Below are 21416 nucleotides of genomic sequence, written 5' to 3'. Positions count from 1 at the left end.
GAAAAACATTTAATCCACGTAGCAGTACCGTTGACTGCTAAAAAAATCCACTTTATGCTTAAAACAAGATCCATCAAAAATCTTTTTCTGTGCATGCTGTTATTTGCCCTACCCGGCATGGCCATCGCCCAGAATAAGACGATTACCGGGAAGATCACCGATAAAAATGGGTTGGCCATTCCCGGCGCCTCTGTTCAAATAAAAGGCACCCACAGCGGCACCACCACGGATGCCGACGGCGCCTTTAAATTGTCCGTAGCCCCAGGAGCCAGCGCGCTGATAGTAAGCTTCATTGGTTACACACAACAGGAAGTAAGTATCTCCAACAAAACCACTGTTACCGTACAACTGGGACAGGAAAACACCACCCTTACTGATGTAGTGGTAGTAGGGTATGGTACTACACGTAAAAAAGATTTAACCGGCGCCATTGCCCAGGTAAAGGCTGCCGATTTTAATAAAGGAATTACCTCTGCTCCCGATCAACTGATCCAGGGTAAGGTATCCGGTCTGATGATACTCAACAACAATGGTGCACCTGGCGCCTCTGCCACGGTAAGGATCAGGGGAGTATCTTCCGTTCGTTCCGGCAACCAACCCCTTTACGTGATAGACGGCGTGCCATTAGATGGACGCATTGCCCGTCCGTCTCTTAACCTCACCGGATTAGGACAAACTCCCGATGCCAACCCGCTCAACTTTATTAATAATAATGATATCGCCACCATGGAAGTACTAAAGGATGCTTCTGCCACCGCTATTTATGGATCACGTGGATCCAATGGGGTGATTATCATCAATACCAAAAAAGGAACTGCAGGCGCCGCAACAGTGGATGTGAATTACTCCGTGGGCATGAGTAACATCATGAAAAAACTGGATGTATTGAATGGCGATGAATACCGTGCGGCCTTAAAACAATACAATTTTACCAGTGGCGATGGCGGTTCCAATTCAGACGGCCTCGGCTCCATACTCCGGACAGGCGTTACACAAAATGTGCATGTAGCCATGAGCGGAGGAAGTGAAACCAGCCGCTACAGGGCATCCTTCGGTTTACAAGACCAACAGGGCATCGTGAAAAAAACAGGTTTAAAAAAATATACCGCTACCCTGAATGGCCAGAGTAAATTCCTGGAAAGCAAAAAATTGGGGATCGATTATAGCATCATGGCTGCACAAACCAACGAACAACTGGCACCTATCTCCAATAATGCCGGCTTTACCGGAAGCCTGATCGGACAAGCATTACAATGGAATCCTACTGTATCACTCACCAAGCCGGACGGGTCATTAAACATCCTGGCCAAAAACCAGGCGATCAACCCAATGAATATGTCGCAGGGCTATGATGATAAAGCCAATATCAGTTATGTACTGGCCAGTGTATCTCCCTACTTCAAATTCAACGATAACTGGGAATATCGCGCCATGTACAGTATAAACCACCAGGTAGGACAAAGAAGAGCATCCCTGGATTCTACCATTAACATTGACCAGGTGCTCGGTGTAGGTATAGCTGCCTACAACACCGCAGAACTGACTACCCAATTATTCAATAATACCCTGACCTATAACAAACAGCTTTCCAGTGCATGGAACCTAACCGCCATGGTAGGATATGAATATCAGAAATTTGCCTATTCCGGCGTAGGTATTGGCGCAAAAGGTTTTCCTACCAACGCAGTTGGCTATACGAACATATTCCAGTCTACCTCCCAGGTAAATACTAATATCAGCTCTTTCATGAACCCTTCCTCTGAAATACAATCTTTCTTCGGTAGGGTAACTGTGAATGCAAAAGACAAATACATCCTGACCGCCACCATGAGGGCCGACGGATCCAGCAAATTTGGCGCAAACAACCGTTATGGCTATTTCCCTTCTTTCGCTGCGAAATGGAATATTTCCAATGAAGACTTCATGAAGGACAATACCTTTTTCAATAACCTGGCAATAAGAGCAGGCTATGGTATTACAGGTAACCAGGAATTCCCTGCCGGCGCTGCACAGGCACAGTACACCCTGACTCCCGGCAACAAAGCCAATCTAAGCAATGTACCTAACCCCGACCTGAAATGGGAAGACTCTAAACAACTGAACGTGGGTGTAGATTTTGCCATCCTGAAAAACAGGTTAAGTGGTACAGTAGATTATTTTCTCAAAAACACGACCAACCTGTTGTTCAGCTTCCCCGCCATCCAACCGGCGCCAGCCTCCAGCTACTGGATCAATTTACCAGGTAAAGTGATGAATACCGGGGTGGAGTTATCCCTTAAAGGCACCATCGTCCAAACTAAAGACTGGATTTGGGACCTGGGCGTGAATGGCACCTGGTTGAAAAATGAAATGTCTGGTTATTCCGGCCCTACCGTCAATACCGGTTCTATTGATGGACAAGGCGTATCTGGCGTAACCTCCCAGCGCTTGGCTAACGGATACCCTTTAAATACTTTCTACCTGCGGAAATTTGAAGGTTTTGATGATAAAGGAATGAGCATATATGCCAACGATGGCAAAACCCTTTATTACATGACTAACCCAAATCCCAAAGTATTGTTGGGTATCAACACTTATTTGCAGTATAAAAAATGGAGCATGTCTGCCAGCTCTCATGGTGCATTCGGCTTCCAGGTGTATAACAATACTGCCAACACAGTATTACCCATTGGCAACCTTGGCTCCAGGAACATCGCCAAATCACTGGTGGGCAATGGTGAAGCACAAACAAACTCACCTGCGGCATCTTCACGGTACCTGGAAAATGGTAGCTTCCTGAAACTCGACAACCTCACACTCTCTTATAATATAGGCCCGGTTGGCAAAGTATTCAGAGCCGCAACGCTGTCACTCACCGGTCAAAACCTGCTTGTTATTACCAAGTACACCGGATTTGATCCTGAAGTAAATACAGATAAAAACATCAATGGCGTTAGCTCCTTTGGTATAGAGTATTCTCCGTATCCAACTGCCAGGTCCTTCATGTTTGGTGTAAACTTTACTTTATAATCTACTGCTAAAAAAGATCACAATGACGACTCAACATATATTCAAAACAGCCCTGGTTATAGCCTGCAGCGTTGGTTTCACCGCCTGTAGCCTGAAGGAAGACCTCGGAAGCAGCTTAAATCAACAACAGGCGGATTCGGTTATTAAAGCCTCCCAGTTGTTAGGAACCGCCTATGATAATTTACAGAATGCCTACCAGGATTTCTCTCAAACCTGGGGTATGAGTGAAATCAGTACAGACGAAGCTCTTGGCCCCACACGTGGCGGCGATTGGGATGATAACGGTGTTTGGCGCGCCCTGCATTTACATCAATGGGACGCCGATCACGCACATATACAGAACACCTTCAGCGCGCTACTGCTCGAACAATTCAGCGCTACCAACGTATTGGCATTCCATCCTACTCCCAGACAGGATGCAGAAGCCCGCTTCTTACGCGCCTGGTCTATGTTTTCTGTAATTGATCTCTATGGTCAGGTTCCTTTCCGTAGCCCGGGCGATAACCTGCTGGAAGCCCCTAAAGTGCTGAACGCAGCAGACGGATTAAATTTCCTCATATCCGAACTGAATGCGATTATGGCCAACCTTCCGGATAGAGTAACCGCTAAAGATGCTTTTGTTGCCAACAAAGATGCCGCACGCTTCCTGCTAATGAAGATTTATCTTAACAAAGGGGCTTTCCTAAACAGAAAATCACCCACTTTTGATGCAGCAGATATGCAGAAGGTAATTGCTTTAGCAGATGAATTAACTGCCAGTGGTTATAGCATTCAGGCTAATTACTTCGAAAATTTTGCGAAAGATAATGATGCAAAGTCGCATGAAAATATCTTCACGCAACAGAATGGTCCTGGCATCAGTAATACCCGGAATGGTAACAACGTATACTGTCGCTGGATGTGCACCTTGCACTACAGCCAAAATCCGAGTGGCTGGAATGGCTTTACTACCTTATCTGACTTTTATAATTCCTTTGAAGCCTCAGATACCCGCTTAGGCGGTCCATATCCAGGCGTAACCAATGTTTCCGGTTTAAGAGTGGGTTTCCTCGTAGGTCAGCAATATGATCAAAACGGTAACAAGATCCTGGATAGAAGCGGGCGTCCACTTATTTTTACGCCAGCAGTAGAGCTGAGAGCAACAGGCAGCCAGGTGGAAATGTCTGGTATCAGGGTAGTGAAATATCCGCCAGATATGGGTTCATCTGGTAGCGAGGCCACCAACGATTTTGTATTCTTCCGCTATGCAGATGCCGTTTTAATGAAAGCAGAAGCCCAACTCAGAACAGGTGCGGCCCCCGCTGCACTGCTGCTGGTAAATGATCTGCGTGTTAAACGTGGTGCCTCTGCCTTGCTCACGCTCGACCTCACGCAACTACTTGCTGAAAGAGGCCGTGAATTATACTGGGAAGGCTGGAGAAGACAAGATCTGATCCGCTTCGGTAAATACCTGACACCATGGCAACTGAAACCATCAGATGATGAGAAAAACCTGTTGTTCCCAATTCCTACCAGCGACCTCGCTGTAAATCCAAACCTGAAACAAAACCCAGGTTACTAAATAATGTCCTTTTGCTTCAGGCGGGATCTATATGATCCCGCCCGATAGCAAAATCTTCTTCCTTTTATTACTATATCACTGTTACGCATTACATCAGTAATGCGATAGGGGAATTTTTTGTGTAGAAATTAATCGCTCATATGAATATCAAAGCTCTGCTAAAGCAGTCCCACTGGCTACTGTTACTGTGCAGCCTCTCCATAAAGGCACAAAATCCGGTAAAAACGATCGGCAAAATAAATACGGTCAACATTTCAGGTCAGCAGATCCGGATCAGTGCCGAAAATGCTTTCGCAGAAATCACCGTGTACAGCCCGTCGGTGGTACGTGTGCGGATGGATCAACGCCCACTGTCTGCTGACTTTTCCTACGCCGTGATTGCGCAACCAATAACCACCCGGTTAAAGACTACACAAAATGAAAGTGAAATCAACGTCGCTACCGATTCCCTGCAATTACGTATCACCAAAAATCCATTTTCCATCCATTTTCTTACCCCTTCGGGAGAAGTGATTAACGAGGATGAAACCGGCTTAACCACCTCCTGGATCGGCAACGACGTAACTACCTACAAGAAAATGCAGGAAGGTGAGCGATTCATCGGACTAGGCGAAAAAACCGGTAAGCTGGATCGTAAAGGAGAAGGCTATACGAACTGGAACTCCGACAAATTCGGTTATGCCACTAACCAGGATCCGATCTATGCCACCATTCCCTTTTACATAGGCATACACCATCATGTTAACTACGGCATTTTCTTCGACAATACTTTTCAGAGCGACTTTAACTTCGGCGCCAGCAACAACCGGTTTTCTTCTTTTGGTGCAAGAGGAGGGGAGATGAATTACTATTTGATCTATCATGCGCAAATGGCTGATATCATTGCTTCTTATACCACCCTCACCGGTCGTATGCCCATGCCACCCCTGTGGAGCCTCGGCTACCAACAAAACCGCTACAGCTATTATCCCGATACCGAAGTATTACGCATTGCGCAAACCCTTCGTGAGAAAAAAATTCCCGCAGATGGGATTACCCTCGACATCCACTATATGGATGCCTACAAATTGTTTACCTGGAACAAAGACCGCTTTCCGAATCCCGCCCAGCTTACTAAACAACTGGACAACATGGGCTTCAAACTCACGGTAATTGTAGATCCGGGCATCAAGGTAGAAGATGGCTATGCCGCTTATGAAAACGGCAAAAAAGAAAACATCTTCATTAAATACAGTGATGGCCAAAACTATACCGGCCAGGTATGGCCCGGCTGGTGCCACTTCCCGGACTTTACCAGCCCCAAAGGGCGCGACTGGTGGAAAGGACAGATTAAATCGTATATCCATGACGGTGTGCGCGGCATCTGGAACGACATGAATGAAATTGCTACCTGGGGACAAAAAATGCCCGACAATGTATTATTCAACTATGATGGTCACCCCGTTACCCATCAACAGGCGCATAACATTTATGGACTCCAGATGGTACGCGCCAGCTATGAAGGTAGCCGCGAGGAACTAAAGAAACGCCCCTTCCTGCTCACAAGGGCCGCCTATGCAGGGTCTCAGCGCTATAGCGCCATCTGGACAGGCGACAACCGCGCCGAAGAAGACCACATGCTACTCGGCGTACGGCTGCTGAATAGTTTAGGCGTTAGCGGTATGCCATTTTCCGGGATGGATATCGGTGGCTTCACCGGCAACCCTACGGTGAGCCTCTATGCCCGCTGGATGCAGATAGGCGCTTTCATCCCTTACTTCCGCAACCATACCGGCGTAAATACCAAATCGTCTGAGCCATGGGCATATGGAGAAGAAGTACTGGAAATTACCCGTAATTACGTTAATCTGCGCTACCAGCTGCTCCCATACCTGTACAGCGCTATGTATGAAGCCACCCGTACAGGCATGCCCGTTATGCGTACCCTGGCCCTTACCAACACCTTCGATCCCAAAGTATATGACACCCGCTTCCAGAACCAATATGGCTATGGTAGCGCCTTTATGATCGCGCCTTTCGAGAGTACCAAAGAATTTGGATCCATTTACTTTCCCGCAGGTAAATGGTATAATATCTACAACGACAGCCTCACCAACGGTAACCAGGAAGTGATTACACCACTCAGTTTGAAAACACTGCCGGTATACATAAAGGAAAGCAGCATTATACCTATGCAATCCTTAGTACAAAATACCGCTGAAAAGCCATCAGATACCCTGTTTCTCCATATCTACAAAGGCACACAACCACATTCCTTTGTTTATTATGAAGATGACGGAGAGAGTTTTGATAATGAAAAAGGCGTCTTTTATCAACGGACCATCACCTATCAGCCTGCCAACAAAAAAATTATATTGGAAAAAGCAGCAGGTAGCTATACTTCAAAATTTCATTACGTTAAATTATTACTCCACGGCTTTAATGAGCAAAAAAGTATCTCCGTAAATGGTAGCCAACTGCCAGTACAAACAAGCGGTTATACTTTCCTTTCACCTATTTCCCGTTTTGATCCGCAAGGGTTTTCTATTCCGGCAGAGCGCTGCCTGGTACAACAGGCAACCTTTGATAATGGTAATCAGGTCATTAACGTGGATTTGTAATAAAAGGAACGGCCCCCCTGGATTTTCCGGGGGGTCTTCTTTATATTTGAATAATGAAATATTACCTGCTTCTCTTATTTATTGGTATCACAGCCTGTCATTATTCTTCTAACAAACAAGATCCCAATACCCACCTTTCTACGGAGACAGCAGCAACACCAGGTATCCATCAATTACTGAAACTATATCAACCCCTTCAGGGCGATACCGTAGAAATAGATCATCAACCAGGAGAAGACATTACTAAATGGAGATACCAGGGCACGTTGATAAATAGTCTGTTGCTGAATTTACTTCCTACTTATTATGAGGGACAAGAGCCTCTCTATTATGCCTGCTACAAATTTGATTTGGATGCCAATACCGTTGGATTGATTACCAGAACACCTTCTGATTATGAATCTTCCTCCATCAAACTATTTGCCTGGCATAAAAAAAACAATACTATCACTTTTGAAACTGAACTGGCTGAATCATGGGGCGATGCCGGAGATGCCATGAGTAAAACCTCCTGGCTATACCACAACCAACAAACTGGCTGGATGGGCATTTTAGAGCAATTCAACTATACTGAAGATCTGAACGATACCACTGCTCCCATTTCAGAAACGTACGACTACTACCATTTTAAATGGGCCAACAACCGCATTGATACCATTAGCCGGGACAGCTCAGCACTGGTGGCCATTTATAACCATATTTCTCCCAAAAAAGTAAAATAAAATAACAACATACATGAAAAAGGCTCTCCGCATAATCGCAGAAAGCCTTTCTTACTTTACAGACTAGAGAAAAATAGATCAGAAACCCGGAAATTCAAAGCAGTATTTATCTGAACAAGTGAATAGTAGCACCTATTTCATCAGTATTATTTACATAGCTAACTCATAATATCTCCATTGTATGATGCTCAACATTATACACGGGTAGTCCTTTTATACACAAGTACCTGTCTGCTCCAGACAAGTAATTCAAATTCCCCTGTTTATCCCTGCTTTCTCTGAAATGAGACAATACGTATCCTTCCTCAGCAGTAAATACCTTCAGGCCTCCCAGCTTTTCTTTTTGAACGAAGTAAGCATTGTTACCGTATGAATTGGAACCTACAAAAGCATATCCTTTTTCTTCCGCCAGCAAACATAAGGCTTTCAGGGAAGCGCCAAAATAGAGGTGGCTGTAATGCTCTTTTTCTCTTATAAAATCTGCTTTATAGGGTACTGTCAATGCCCTGTCTTTTCCCATAACGCTATTATATTCAACAATCACAATAGCGGGCCGTACAGCCTGGATAGCCTTCCAGATCCAATAATCATTTCCATCAATATCAATAGACAACAATCCTATTTCGCCAGACAGCCCACCAGACATGATCAGCTCGTTAATATTTTCTGCAGTAATAAACGCCTGTACCACTTCCAGGTTATGCTGATAATAGATCTCATCTGATTTTATGTAGTTGATGCTTTTCTGGCTACCGTCAATTATTAAGCCGGACCAATTGTCGTTCTTAAGTAAGAACCGGGTGTTGGATTCAACATAATTCTCTACCCCAAATTCTATAAATGTTTTGTTGGAAATGCCCACTTTGTGAATAAGATATTGAATAATGCCATCATCTCCGATTTGGGAAAACACCTTAAACTCGGCTGCTGCAAGATTATTTAGTATGGGTAGCTGCTCGTTCTGTCGCGCCAGCAGCTTTCCAAGAAGCAATATGTCCGTTTGCTGCGTTTTCCTCGTGGTATATAGGGATTGGTACAAAATGCTCAACAGCTTTCTTATTCGTTTCATCAGGACAGTATGAATTTAATAGATAGTTGTTTTAAAGATAATGGCCCTCACTCTAAACATAATTACGCCTACATTGTTCATTTTCCCAGAACTTATGGAATATTATGCATATACAACAAAATGTGGCTTTGATTGTTATGTTCTCTACTGCGTGGTGAAAAGCTACCAAGACGAGGTTGTCATGAGTTTTACTATTGCTACGCGCTATTGCATATTGTTTTTTTAACTTTTCCCTTCATTTGAATATTATCTCATGTCCCTCCATACATCGGCCCCTAAGTATTTTTTCAGTCTGGATGCAATCAGAGGTTTTGCCGCGCTTATTGTAGTCTTGTGCCACTGGCAGTTCTTTTTTTATACGGACTATACCGTAATGTCATCTCCCGTATCAGAGATGCATTTACCACTTTACTCCTGGCTATCCGCTTTTTACAATCTTGCTTACTACGCAGTAGATCTGTTCTTTCTTCTTTCCGGGTTCATCTTCTTTTGGTTCTATGCAGATAGGATAAGTTCGCGTGAAACATCATTCAATAATTTTATTTCTTATCGCGTTACACGTCTCTATCCTATTCATTTTGCCACTTTGGTGATCCTCGTCTTTCTACAAACGATGATGATAAAAGTGACTGGTCGCCCATTTGTTATACAAAACAACGACACTTATCACTTTATACTGAACCTGCTTATGATCCATAGCTGGGGATTTGAACCCCACCCCATCTACAACGGGTTCAATGGTCCTTCCTGGTCCGTTTCGGTAGAATTTCTACTTTACCTGCTGTTTTTCCTGCTTAGCTATAAACGATTGCAGCATAAAAAGGGCGTGTTGATCGGTATTATAGTAGTAGGAGCAGTATTACAGCACTTTTATTCTATGATTGGCCAGGGCGTCTATTCATTTTTTATTGGTGGACTGGTCTTTCATTTATATAGATGGCTGGTCACCAGCAACCATATTAAAAGATTGGCACTTATCATTACAGTTATTACCGTATTAATCTGGGTGATTGCTTTAACAGAGTATGCTTTCTCATATATCCGTCACACCACTATCTTTTTAATGCAACACCTATTACCGGGGAAAAGTATTGCTTCTTATAATGCACTTTTTGATGTTATTAGAAATACTTTTTTCCGCACCATCATTTCTCCTGCTACGGTGCTTTCCCTGGCTATGCTGGAAACCGCGTTCGGAAGCTTAAAAATTAAATGGTTGCAAGTATTGGCGAATGCCAGTTATGCTATATACCTGATCCATTTTCCGCTATTGGTATTTTTTGCATTGATAGTAACCATCTTTGGTATCGATAAGCAGATCTATCAGTCGCCTTTTGTGTTGCTGGGCTTTTATGCGGTTCTGTTACCCGTAAGTATTGGTGCGCATTATTATTTTGAACTACCGGTACAGCGGGTATTCAGGAAGCGGCTAGTGAAGAAGGCGGCGGCTGTTACGGTGATGTGAAGGGAAGAAGGATAAAGGCGATATAAGCCTGGCTTGTACCCCTATTAGTCTTTCTAACGAGTTAAAGCCCATAAATCCATCCCATTTACCCTCTTTCATAAACTTATCGGCTACACGCAGAAAAGCCTCCCGCTGGCGCCATTTGGCAATATTCAGGGTATTTAATTTTAAGAAATTAAATGTAGATAATTCTTCTGCAGCGTCAGAAGATAGAAGACCAAAATTCAGATTGTTCCTGGGATCTTCGATTATTAAGCTATCTATCGCACATCTGTTAGACTCAAAACTTCTGTCGTACTCATTCCTGTAGAAAAGAGCAAGTTCTCCCCATGGATGTTCACTCAGGCAATCGATATGTACACCTGCATCACTAAACAAATACACTTTATCTTTTGTGTTGCTGATAAGCGGTGGAAACGATGTAAATTCTTTGTCTTTATCTAATACTATTCCTACAAATAGGACATTGACTGAACCCCTCAAAAATGATAGCCATATTAATTAATTAAAAGTACCAACCTTAGGCCCAGCTCCTAATAGTACTTCAGTTTATGCGTTCATTAATAAGCCATGTAAGCGCGTACTTTCTCTAATTTACAAACTATACCTATGTTTCCCTATAAACCGGAAAACGAATTGTCCGGTTTCTTAAAACGAATTGTCCAATTTTTCACATGATACAATTGTGTCATTCTATGTACAGATAGGGGTTTAACGTCTAATATAAATCAAGAAGTGAGTACCCAATTGAAGATCCAACTGTCACCCCAAACTCTAATATATATGTATAGCATATTTTTTACCTCCTTGATCATAAAATATTATATATCCATTTATATTGCACATGTCATAAAATTGGACATTTCGTTTTCCCCGATGGAAAATATAAAAACAGATGTATCTCAATGCAGTAAATGGATACAGGGTATTCTCACATTATTTTTTTGGGACATTTCGTTTTACGAAATATATATTCAAATCTTGTTAGCTTAATATAAAGACTATGAAAATTCTCTGGTGTTGGCGTTGCAGAATGGAATTGCCCATGCTTGATGAGGTTGAGTATAAAAAGGCTTATGAACTTTATGGTAAAGGTATCAAGTCAAAAGAGGGAACCTATGAAGAACGCTTTAAAGAACTAATGGATTACTATGAGGAGGTTACTGGATTCTCGGAAACAATACCTAATGCCATCATGCACCATCGCATCGCTCAATATGGAGAACCTTGTGAAAAATGCGGTAAACCATATAGAACTCCGCTGGCTTCATTTTGTGCCGCTTGTGGAAATAAAAAACCTATTGAGCCTGTGACTTAGTAAATGATTTTACCTTCCAATTTGGTTGGGCTTACAATTAAGCAGATTCGCAATCTTAAAGTTTTTTTGGGACAAGTTGTCAAACTCCCGTAAACCAACCAACATCAAACTTCCAAAAAAAGGCATCAAAACATGTATCAAATGAAAAAAGGCTTCCCGCGTCAATCCGCTGAAAGCCTTTTCTATCGTGTGGTCCCACCTGGGCATGATCCAGGGACCCCCTGATTATGAGTCAGGTGCTCTAACCAACTGAGCTATAGGACCCGTTCCGAAGAACAAAAATTCCCCTTTTCAAGGGACGGCAAAATTAATTATTTTATTGAATTAACCTAAAATATTTTTTTATTCCCAACGCGTACGCCTATACTTTAATAACTTTGCCCAATGCAAGGCATTAAGAATATTATTTTCGACCTGGGTGGCGTCATTCTCAATATCGACTACCAGCTTACCGACAAGGCTTTCACCCAGTTAGGGGTGAAGAATTTTAAGGAGCTGTATTCACAGTTTCATGGTTCCAGCTTATTTAATGGGTTGGAAACCGGGCATGTGTCAACAGAAGAGTTCCTGGAAGCTATGCATAAACATGTTCCGGAAACGGTAACAGACGAGCAGCTGAAAACGGCCTGGAATGCGATGTTACTGGATTTTCCGGTACAGCGCCTGCAGTTGTTGCAGCAGTTGCGCCAGCACTATGGACTTTATTTACTTAGTAATACCAATGCTATTCACCTGGAGGAGTTCAACAGGTTGTTGCAGGAGAGCCGCGGTATTCCTTCGTTGAGCACTTTCTTTGACCGGGCTTATTACTCCCATGAGATGGGGCATCGCAAGCCTGACAAGGGGGCTTACCAGATGGTATTGGAAGAGAATGGGCTGGTGGCAGGTGAAACTTTGTTTATAGACGATTTGCTACAGAATATTGAAGGGGCAAAGGCAGTGGGCTTACAAACCATTCACCTGGCGCCTCCTAAAACGATCCTCGATATTTTCCGCCCTGCCAGTGAGGTATAAACAGTATAAAAGAAAAGGCCCCCGCTAGTGCAGAGGCCTTTTTCTTTATTTAATTTCTTCAAAATCGAGGTAATCTCCTTTGTCGACCTTTTTGGGTCCCGGAGGAGGGGTGGAGGGTTCCTGGTTGTTGCCAGGCCGCGCACCTGTCTGATTTTCATATTGCTGCCGCATATGCTCCTGCATATCGCTCATCTGCCGGCGTACCTGCTTGGTCACTTTATAGCCTGGTATAAGCAGATCAAACACCAGTTTATACAACAGCCAGGCAATAAATATGGAAAAGAGTAGTTTCAACATAATGGTGCGAAGTTAGCGGAATATAGCATCCGGCTCCTTGAAAATCATCTCATTTTAAGTTTTTTTTAACTTTCCGGGAGCGATTACAGACCCAGTAATGCAGCAGAAGCCAGTGCTTCTTTTTTATTGAATGCCCAGGTCAGTTTGCGATAGTTAACCGCATCAATGATGGTTCCAACAAAGCAAAAGCCGAGGGTCACCACATAGATGATGCCCATGGCGATCTGGTTCAGCAGGAAACGTTGCACGCCTGCTACGGCAACGAAGCCGATGAGGCTACAGATAAGAATGGTTTGAGGATCTTTGCGCCGGCTCTGGTATACAGAGAGGAAGCGCTGCTTATTTTCGGCAGAATAGCTTTTCGTCAGTTCTTGTAGCCACACCATTTCCTCCGTTTCTATTCCGGGGAGCATGGCAAATGAAAAGTCGCTCATAGTATTGGGTTTATTGTTGTTTAAAGTCTGCATATTGAAGGCGTGCCAGTTGGGCGGTGCGGTAAAGCAGCACTACTACCACTACAGGCGATAACCAGTGATGGTGGATAGCAGCCGTCCATTGTCCATGTAAAAAATAATGGATACCATGGCCTAAACCGCAACCGGGACAAAAAGGGATACCGATATTTTTGAGCAAGCATAAACTGGCGGCATTTTCTTCGGGCTTCATCAAATAAAGGAGGAGAAGCCCCATGGGCCATGCGATGAGTTCAATATTTATTTTTCGCCAGAAAGCAGTACCCACGTCAGATATTTTAAAAACATATATGATTGATGGCAGCGCCTCTTTCACAAATATTTACATACAAGTTAAAGAAATAGTTTTTCAATCAAAATAAAATCCTAATTTTGTAGAAGGAAAAATGATTCAAACGAAGGGGACGAGATATTGTCCCCTTCGCGCTTTTTGTATGGCAAACGAACACGTGATAAAAACTATCCGGGAAATGGCAGAAGGACTGCTGGCTAACGATCCCGACAATTTTTTGGTAGACATCAGAATTAAGCCCACTAACAATATCAAGCTCTTTCTGGACGGAGATAAAGGGGTACCGGTGGCTACATTGGTGTCATTCAACCGTCAGTTATATCCTTTGCTGGAAACGGCGGAACTGTTCCCTAACAATGATTTCTCCCTTGAAGTTTCGTCTCCCGGACTGGATGAACCGCTCAAATTGCACAGACAATACCTTAAAAATATTGGACGTAAAGTGGAAGTGACCTTGCTGGACGGCTCTGTGAAAGAGGGTACCCTGCAATCAGCTACGGAAGAGATGATTAACATTGAAGAGCTGATTGGCAAGAAGAAAGAAAAAAAATCGACCGATTTAAAACTTAATGAAATAAAGCACACAAAGGTGTGCATCGTGTTTTAAAATATAACAACTAAACATGGCTAGTATTAACTTGATTGAGTCATTTACCGAGTTCAAGGAGGCGGAAAATATTGACCGTCCTACATTGATGAAGGTCTTGGAGGATGTGTTCAAAACACTGCTGCGGAAAAAATATGGCTCAGATGAGAATTTTGACGTGATTGTAAATACCGAAAAAGGTGACCTTGAAATATTACGCCGTCGCACCATCGTTACTGATGGAGAAGTAGAAGATGACAATGCACAAATCGCCTATTCCGAAGCTATCAAGGTAGAACCAGATTACCAGGTAGGTGAAGATTTATATGAAGAGGTAGAAATTATGGATTTTGGTCGCAGGGCTATCCTGGCGGCTAAACAAACGTTATCTGCCCGTATTGGTGACCTGAAAAAGAACATCCTGGTTAAGAAATATGCTGATAAAGCAGGTGAAATTGTAAATGGCGAAGTATACCAGGTTTGGAAAAAAGAAGTTTTATTGCTTGATGATGAGGGGAATGAGTTAATTTTGCCTAAATCTGAACAGATCCCCACTGATTATTTCAAAAAAGGGGAGAACGTAAGAGCGGTGGTGAAGAAGGTGGAAATGAAAAACAACGCACCACTCATCATTCTCTCCCGCACACATCCATCCTTCCTTGCTAAATTGCTGGAAATTGAGGTGCCTGAGATCTTTGACGGGCTTATTGTCATCAAGAAAATAGTTCGCGAACCAGGAGAAAGAGCCAAAGTGGCTGTTGAATCCTACGACGACCGTATCGACCCGGTTGGCGCCTGTGTGGGTATGAAAGGTAGCCGTATACATGGTATCGTACGCGAACTGAGAAATGAAAATATAGATATCATTAACTTTACCACCAACATTCAACTGTTGATTCAGCGTTCCTTAACACCCGCCAGAATCAGCCGCATGGAAGTGGATAACGAAAACAAATACGCTTCTGTTTACCTTAACCCTGACCAGGTATCACTGGCCATCGGTAAAAAAGGCGTAAACATCAAGCTGGCTTGCGAACTGACTGGTTTTGAGATTGATGTATTCCGTGATGAAGCACAGGAACAGTCTGAATTTGATATCGATCTGGAAGAATTCTCGGATGAAATCGAAGAATGGATAATAGATGAACTGAAGCGAATAGGTTGTGACACTGCCCGCAGCGTATTAGAGCTGACTGTTGAAGAACTGGTTCGCCGTTCTGATCTGGAAGAAGAGACAGTGCAGGATGTAAGAAGAATATTACAGGAAGAGTTTGACAAAGAATAAAGCCGAGCCACAACCCTTCCCAGGTAAAGGCCTTATTAGAAAGGGAATTGATTTTTTCGAGTTATTGTTTAAACGTAAAAAAACATCCCGTTTTGAAGAAACGGGAAACAGGGGAGGCCCGAAATACGATATGCCTGAAACAACAAACAACACACCACGCTTGCTGGCTGCAGCCAAAGAGTTTAATATTGGTAAGGAAACCCTCATCGATTTCCTTGGCAATAAAGGCTTTGACATGGGTGGCTTTGGTTCTCCCAATGCCCGCCTTACGGCTGTTATGTATACAGCACTGCAGGCGGAATTCCAGCAGGACAAGGCTAATAAACGCAAAAGCGATCAGATAGCCCTGCCCAAAGGAAGCGTGTTAGAAACGATGAAGAAGAAAGAGAAAGAGGAAGCGGAAGCGGCGGCTAAAAAGAATACCAATAAAGAAAAAGAAGAGGCAACCCCCACTGCTCCGGTAGCAGAAGTACCAAAACCCGAAGAAAAACGGGAACAACCTAAACCGGAACCAGTTAAGGAAACCCCTAAACCGGAACCACAACCGCAGGTGCCCGTTGCCCAGGCAACTCCACCTCCCGCAAAGGAAAAAGCTGAACCGAAGCCTGAACCAACCGTTGTTACAGCTCCCCCTGTTGCGGAAGTTCCGAAAGCACCGGCAACGCCTCCTCCGGCAGAACCAGAAGTAGTAAAAACAGAAGCACCGAAAATTAACGGCCCTAAAGTCATTACTACTATAGATCTGGACGCATTAAACCGCAAAAAACCAGTTGCTAAAAAAGCAGAGGACGAAGCTCCGGCACCACAACCAGAAGCAGTAAAACCTCCGGTAAAGGAAGAAAAACCTACCCCGGTTACTACTGCCCCGGTTGCTGAAAAACAGCCAGAACCTAAACCAGTTCCTGCCCCTCCTGTGAAGGAAGCAACTACAGCGCCAGCTGCTGAAAAACCAGCTGATAAAGCCGAAAAAGTAGAACAGGCCCCTAAAGCCGAAACTACCCCACCGGCAGAGAAAGTAGCGAAAACAGATCAGACCGATACGACAGAAAAAACGGAAAAAGCCGCACCGGTTGAAGATAAACCTGTAGTTAAAAAAGTGGAAGAAGTATTACAAGAGGCAAAACCGGCTGCAGCCAAAGAACCGGCGCATATTCCTGTTAAACAAGTCGTGAAAACGGAAAATCGCAAACCCACTGCTGTCGATAACACACCACCAACGCCTCCTCCAGCTGCCCCTCAGGCACAGGATGAGCAACCCGGTGCGCCCGCTGTTATCGAAAATATTCAGGCCGAAAAATTAACCGGCCCTAAAGTAATCGGCAAAATTGAGCTGCCAGTTCAATCTGACAGACGCGATAACAACAAAAACAACTTCAGCAGGGACGAGAAACGCAAACGCAAGCGTATCATCGTAGAAAAGAAACCTGAACCTGTTCAGCCGAAAGATTTCAAAGAAGGCGATCGCAAAGAAGGCGGCGCTCCGGGCGAACATCGCCCGCATCAACACGGCGGACAAGGTGGCGGTAATCGCCCTCACCACGATAACCGTGGCGGCGGCCATCAGGGACAAGGCGGAAACCGTCCTCAGGGCGATAACCGCAATCACCGTCCAGGTGGCACTAACACCGGAACCGGTGGTGGTGGTTACAACAGACCTGCCGGTCAAGGCCAGGGCGGCGGCTATAACAGGCCAGCCGGTCAAGGCGGTCAAGGTCAGGGTGGTAACAACAGACCAGCAGGACAAGGTGGCGGCTACAACCGTCCGGGCGGTCAGGGCCAGGGTGGTGGTAACAGACCAGGCGGTCAGGGCGGCGGCTATAACAGGCCAGGCCAGGGCGGCGGTTATAACAGACCAGGTCAACACCGTGGTGAAGACAAACGCACTACTGAAGAAAAAGAAATCGATAAGAACGAGATCCAGAATAAGATCAAGGAAACAATGGCCAAACTCGGTGGCGGTCGCGGTAAAAACGTGAAAGCTAAACACCGTAGAGATAAACGTGAAGAAAGAGCCCAACAGAAAGCTAAAGAAGGAGATGGAGACAACAAACTCCAGGTAACAGAATTCGTTTCTGTATCCGAACTGGCCAACCTGATGGACGTAAGCTTCGCCGAAGTAATCTCTAAATGTATGGGCCTCGGTATCATGGTATCTATCAACCAACGCCTCGATGCGGAAGTAATAGAACTGGTGGCCGGCGAATTTGGTTACGAAGTTGAATTCATTGGTCTGGAAGATGCAGAAGAAACCGATGATGAAGACGAAGTAGATGATCCTGCAGACCTGGTGCCCCGCGCTCCAATCGTTACCATCATGGGTCACGTGGATCACGGTAAAACCTCCCTGCTCGATTATATCCGCAGCGCTAACGTGGTAGCCGGTGAAGCCGGTGGTATCACCCAACATATCGGTGCTTACCAGGTAACTACCGCTAGTGGCAAGAAAATCACCTTCCTCGATACACCTGGTCACGAAGCGTTTACCGCGATGCGTGCCCGTGGTGCCAAAGCAGCAGATATCGCTGTTATCGTGGTAGCTGCTGATGATGCCATCATGCCACAAACAAGGGAAGCAATATCCCACTCTCAGGCGGCTGGCCTGCCAATGGTATTCGCTATCAACAAAGTGGATAAAGAAGGCTCCAACCCTGAAAAAATTAAAGAACAACTGGCCGGCATGAACCTCCTGGTAGAAGACTGGGGCGGTAAATACCAAAGCCAGGAAATATCTGCCAAAAACGGATTAAATATAGACCTGCTCCTCGAAAAAATATTACTGGAAGCGGAACTCCTGGAATTGAAAGCCAATCCGGACCGCGAAGCATCTGGTAGTATCGTGGAAGCTACACTGGACAAAGGCCGCGGTTACGTTGCCTCCCTGCTGGTACAAAATGGTACTCTCCGTCAGGGCGATACCATCGTATCCGGCTCCTTCTTCGGTAAAATCAAAGCCATGTTCAACGAACGTGGTCAGAAAATGGATGAAGCAGGTCCTTCTATGCCAGTACAGGTGCTCGGCTTAAACGGTGCACCACAGGCCGGTGAGAAATTCAAAATGTTCGCTGACGAATCTGAAGCTAAAGAAGTGGCTAACCGCAGAGCACAGATCGTTCGTGAACAAGGTATCCGTACCAAGAAACACATTACACTGGATGAAATCGGTCGCCGTCTGGCACTGGGTAACTTCAAACAGCTGAACCTGATCATCAAAGCCGACTTTGATGGTTCCGTAGAAGCATTGAGCGACTCCCTGCAGAAACTGTCTACCGAAGAAATCGTTATCAGCATCGTACACAAAGCAGTAGGTCAGATCACCGAATCCGACGTATTGCTGGCTACCGCTTCTGACGCCATCATCCTCGGATTCCAGGTACGTCCTTCTTCCCAGGCTGCTAAGCTGGCGGAAAAAGAAAATATCGAAATCCGTAACTACTCCATCATCTACGACGCTATCGACGAAATCAAGAGCGCCATGGAAGGTATGTTGGAACCAAAAATCGAAAAGAAAGTGGTGTGCAACGTTCAGGTGCGCGAAACTTACAAATTCGAGAAAGTTACCGTGGCAGGTTGCTTCGTTACAGATGGCAAGCTGACCAGAAACACCCGTATCAACGTAGTACGCGATGGTATCGTGGTATTCACCGGCGAACTCGGCTCCCTGAAACGTTATAAAGATGACGTGAAAGAAGTAGCCGCCAACATGGAGTGTGGATTAAGTGTTCGTGGATACAGTGATCTCAGACCTAACGATAACATCGAAGGTTTTGAAGAAGTAGAAGTAAAAAGAACATTATAATAATGCCTAAAGCGTAAAGCTACCGGCAAGAAGCAATTAAAGCGGATAATATTGGCGATAACCTCGTTGGTATTATTCGCTTTAATTGTTTTTAACTCCACTCACCAGCAGCCAGCTATTTACGATAAAAAAGCTGCCAGCCGCTTTCATCTAAACTTTTGTTAAATCCGTCGACTTTCCCTACGCTACTGACCTTTAAATGGTTATTTTTGATTTTTACCGCTTTTGTATGAAGAAACTTTTAGCATTATCCGCAGGCGTTTTGCTCACTTGGCAAGCCGCTTCGGCCCAGCAGAAACTGATTGCAGACAAGATTATCGGCGTTGTAGGAGATAAGATTATCCTCAAATCCGATATGGATGGAGCGCTCTCAGATCAGATGCACAACTCAGCAGATGGAAGTCTGATGCCCGATGCTGCCTGCAGAACACTGGAAATGCTGATTTCCCAGAAGGTCATGGTGCTGCAAGCGGAAAGAGATAGCTTACCCGTAAGCGATGGTGATGTAGAAGCCCAAATGGAGAATCGTATCCGTTACTTCGAACAGATGTATGGTAGCAAAGAGAAAATGAAAGAAATTACCGGCTACTCCATCTATCAGCTCCGCGAACGCTTCCGCCAACCCATCAAAGAAAACTTGCTGGCACAGGCTATGCGTAACAAAATCATTGAACCGGTAAAAGTAACGCCGTCTGAAGTAAAACGCTTCTACGACGCCATTCCAAAAGATAGTCTCAAGTTTTACGAATCTGAACTGGAAATAGGTACCATCGTATTAACACCGAAGGCGACCCGCGAAATGGACCAATATGCCATTGAACGCCTCCTGGATTTCAAAAAACGTGTACTCAACAAGGAATCCGACTTCTCCTCCCTGGCAATTTTATACTCTGAAGACCCTAGCGTAAAAGACAACAAGGGTATCATGCAGATGAACCGCGGGGATAAAATATGGGATCCGGAATTCATGGCCGCCTCCTTCCGCTTGAAAGAAGGCGAATTGTCTTCCCCTGTTAAATCACAGTTCGGATATCACCTGATCCAAATGGTGAAACGTTCCGGCGATAACATCACCGTACAACATATCCTGCTGAGAGCAGCAGTTACCAAATCTGATCTGGCAGCCAATATCGCCAAACTGGATTCTATCCGCTCCAGCATCCTGGCAGGCAAAATCAACTTCTCTGAAGCCGTTGCCAAATACAGTGATGCCCCCAGCGCTAAATTTGATGGTGGTATGCTCCAGTCCAAAACAGGCGATGGTAGCACCCTGATCACTATTGACCAACTGGACGATCCGGGAGAAAGAGAAATCGTCATGATGCTCGATACCCTGAAACCAGGCCAGATTTCTGCTCCTGTGCAATTCACAGACGAAAGCGGCCGCCAGGCAGTACGCATCGTTTACCTGAAAACTAAATCACAACCACATAGAGAAAACCTGACGGATGACTACTCCCGTGTACAGCAACGTACCCTGGATATCAAACGGGCCGAAGCAATCAACAAATGGCTCATCGACAAAATCCCGACTTTCTATGTACATGTGGATGACGAATACAAAAACTGTAACCGTATTAGCCAATGGATGGCATCCCTGGCGAAACAATAATAAAGTAGCTTTTAGCAGTTAGCTATTAGCCTTTAGCAAAGCGGAGATAGGAGCGATAAGCTTTTATCTCCGCTTTTTTTTATCCGCCCTCTAAAAGCCAACAGCTAAAAGCTAAAGGCTATTTATAATATCTTCCCCGCTATTCCTGATAGCTTTCCCACCACCTTTCTGGTTTTCCCCTTTTTTGCCGTACCTTTGCGACTTCAATTTTCTGCCATGAGTGATGCGATCAAACATGAATGCGGTCTGGCATTTATAAGATTAAGAAAACCGTTTTCCTACTACCAACAAAAATATGGGAGTGTTTTCTATGGGCT

16 protein-coding genes and 1 tRNA gene are annotated in these 21416 nt (G+C 44.6%); 11 read left to right on the top strand and 6 right to left on the bottom strand.

Features of this window, described 5'->3' with window-relative positions:
• The first annotated feature begins 54 nt into the window (after nucleotides 1–54).
• The 4 genes from AC5ZC7_RS30050 to AC5ZC7_RS30035 all read left to right on the top strand — a co-directional run bounded on the left by AC5ZC7_RS30050 (nucleotide 55) and on the right by AC5ZC7_RS30035 (nucleotide 7892).
• Entirely contained in the window at nucleotides 55–3009 is a 2955-nt protein-coding gene (locus tag AC5ZC7_RS30050; RefSeq protein ID WP_496161098.1) for a SusC/RagA family TonB-linked outer membrane protein, read from the top strand.
• Nucleotides 3010–3031: 22 nt separating this feature from the next.
• A complete protein-coding gene (locus tag AC5ZC7_RS30045; protein ID WP_496161097.1) occupies nucleotides 3032–4570 on the top strand; it encodes a RagB/SusD family nutrient uptake outer membrane protein in 1539 nt (512 codons plus the stop codon).
• A gap of 140 nt (nucleotides 4571–4710) precedes the next feature.
• The gene (locus AC5ZC7_RS30040; protein ID WP_496161096.1) at nucleotides 4711–7170 is read left to right on the top strand and encodes a TIM-barrel domain-containing protein; all 2460 of its coding nucleotides are present in this window, start codon (nucleotides 4711–4713) and stop codon (nucleotides 7168–7170) included.
• A 53-nt stretch (nucleotides 7171–7223) separates the two neighbouring features.
• Nucleotides 7224–7892: a hypothetical protein gene (locus tag AC5ZC7_RS30035; protein ID WP_496161095.1), complete on the top strand. Its 669-nt coding sequence runs from the start codon at nucleotides 7224–7226 to the stop codon at nucleotides 7890–7892.
• A gap of 163 nt (nucleotides 7893–8055) precedes the next feature.
• Here the strand turns inward: AC5ZC7_RS30035 and AC5ZC7_RS30030 are convergent, their stop codons facing one another.
• The gene (locus AC5ZC7_RS30030; RefSeq protein WP_496161094.1) at nucleotides 8056–8961 is read right to left on the bottom strand and encodes a hypothetical protein; all 906 of its coding nucleotides are present in this window, start codon (nucleotides 8959–8961) and stop codon (nucleotides 8056–8058) included.
• Nucleotides 8962–9214: 253 nt separating this feature from the next.
• Between AC5ZC7_RS30030 and AC5ZC7_RS30025 the strand changes: the two genes are divergently transcribed.
• Complete coding sequence (locus AC5ZC7_RS30025; RefSeq protein WP_496161093.1) at nucleotides 9215–10426, top strand: acyltransferase family protein; 1212 nt, start codon at nucleotides 9215–9217, stop codon at nucleotides 10424–10426.
• Here the strand turns inward: AC5ZC7_RS30025 and AC5ZC7_RS30020 are convergent.
• Nucleotides 10391–10909, bottom strand: a complete 519-nt coding sequence (locus tag AC5ZC7_RS30020; protein WP_511911293.1) for a hypothetical protein — start codon at nucleotides 10907–10909, stop codon at nucleotides 10391–10393. The genes AC5ZC7_RS30025 and AC5ZC7_RS30020 overlap by 36 nt on opposite strands.
• A gap of 520 nt (nucleotides 10910–11429) precedes the next feature.
• On the opposite strand from AC5ZC7_RS30020, the gene AC5ZC7_RS30015 reads away from it, so the two are divergent.
• Nucleotides 11430–11744, top strand: a complete 315-nt coding sequence (locus AC5ZC7_RS30015; protein WP_496161091.1) for a hypothetical protein — start codon at nucleotides 11430–11432, stop codon at nucleotides 11742–11744.
• A gap of 190 nt (nucleotides 11745–11934) precedes the next feature.
• Here the strand turns inward: AC5ZC7_RS30015 and AC5ZC7_RS30010 are convergent.
• Nucleotides 11935–12008: transfer RNA gene (locus tag AC5ZC7_RS30010), tRNA-Ile, on the bottom strand.
• A gap of 120 nt (nucleotides 12009–12128) precedes the next feature.
• On the opposite strand from AC5ZC7_RS30010, the gene AC5ZC7_RS30005 reads away from it, so the two are divergent.
• Complete coding sequence (locus tag AC5ZC7_RS30005) at nucleotides 12129–12758, top strand: HAD-IA family hydrolase (RefSeq protein WP_496161090.1); 630 nt, start codon at nucleotides 12129–12131, stop codon at nucleotides 12756–12758.
• 45 nt (nucleotides 12759–12803) lie between these two features.
• Here AC5ZC7_RS30005 and AC5ZC7_RS30000 read toward each other — a convergent pair whose 3' ends face one another.
• The 3 genes from AC5ZC7_RS30000 to AC5ZC7_RS29990 all read right to left on the bottom strand — a co-directional run bounded on the left by AC5ZC7_RS30000 (nucleotide 12804) and on the right by AC5ZC7_RS29990 (nucleotide 13796).
• The gene (locus AC5ZC7_RS30000; protein ID WP_496161089.1) at nucleotides 12804–13055 is read right to left on the bottom strand and encodes a hypothetical protein; all 252 of its coding nucleotides are present in this window, start codon (nucleotides 13053–13055) and stop codon (nucleotides 12804–12806) included.
• An 83-nt stretch (nucleotides 13056–13138) separates the two neighbouring features.
• Nucleotides 13139–13489 (bottom strand): NINE protein, encoded by a 351-nt coding sequence (locus tag AC5ZC7_RS29995; RefSeq protein ID WP_496161088.1) that lies wholly within the window; start codon nucleotides 13487–13489, stop codon nucleotides 13139–13141.
• 10 nt (nucleotides 13490–13499) lie between these two features.
• Nucleotides 13500–13796 (bottom strand): DUF2752 domain-containing protein, encoded by a 297-nt coding sequence (locus AC5ZC7_RS29990; RefSeq protein WP_496161087.1) that lies wholly within the window; start codon nucleotides 13794–13796, stop codon nucleotides 13500–13502.
• 166 nt (nucleotides 13797–13962) lie between these two features.
• On the opposite strand from AC5ZC7_RS29990, the gene rimP reads away from it, so the two are divergent.
• The 4 genes from rimP to AC5ZC7_RS29970 all read left to right on the top strand — a co-directional run bounded on the left by rimP (nucleotide 13963) and on the right by AC5ZC7_RS29970 (nucleotide 21099).
• Nucleotides 13963–14427 (top strand): ribosome maturation factor RimP, encoded by a 465-nt coding sequence (rimP, locus tag AC5ZC7_RS29985; RefSeq protein WP_496161086.1) that lies wholly within the window; start codon nucleotides 13963–13965, stop codon nucleotides 14425–14427.
• A 16-nt stretch (nucleotides 14428–14443) separates the two neighbouring features.
• Complete coding sequence (gene nusA, locus AC5ZC7_RS29980; protein ID WP_079471571.1) at nucleotides 14444–15691, top strand: transcription termination factor NusA; 1248 nt, start codon at nucleotides 14444–14446, stop codon at nucleotides 15689–15691.
• Nucleotides 15678–19487, top strand: coding sequence for a translation initiation factor IF-2 (infB, locus tag AC5ZC7_RS29975; protein ID WP_496161085.1), 3810 nt, complete (start codon nucleotides 15678–15680; stop codon nucleotides 19485–19487). The genes nusA and infB overlap by 14 nt, the downstream gene beginning before the upstream one ends.
• A 229-nt stretch (nucleotides 19488–19716) precedes the next feature.
• The gene (locus AC5ZC7_RS29970) at nucleotides 19717–21099 is read left to right on the top strand and encodes a peptidylprolyl isomerase (RefSeq protein ID WP_496161084.1); all 1383 of its coding nucleotides are present in this window, start codon (nucleotides 19717–19719) and stop codon (nucleotides 21097–21099) included.
• Nucleotides 21100–21416 lie beyond the last annotated feature (317 nt).

The sequence above is a fragment of the Chitinophaga sp. 9-1-y genome (assembly GCF_059511905.2).
This window is presented reverse-complemented; position numbering and strand designations above follow the sequence as displayed.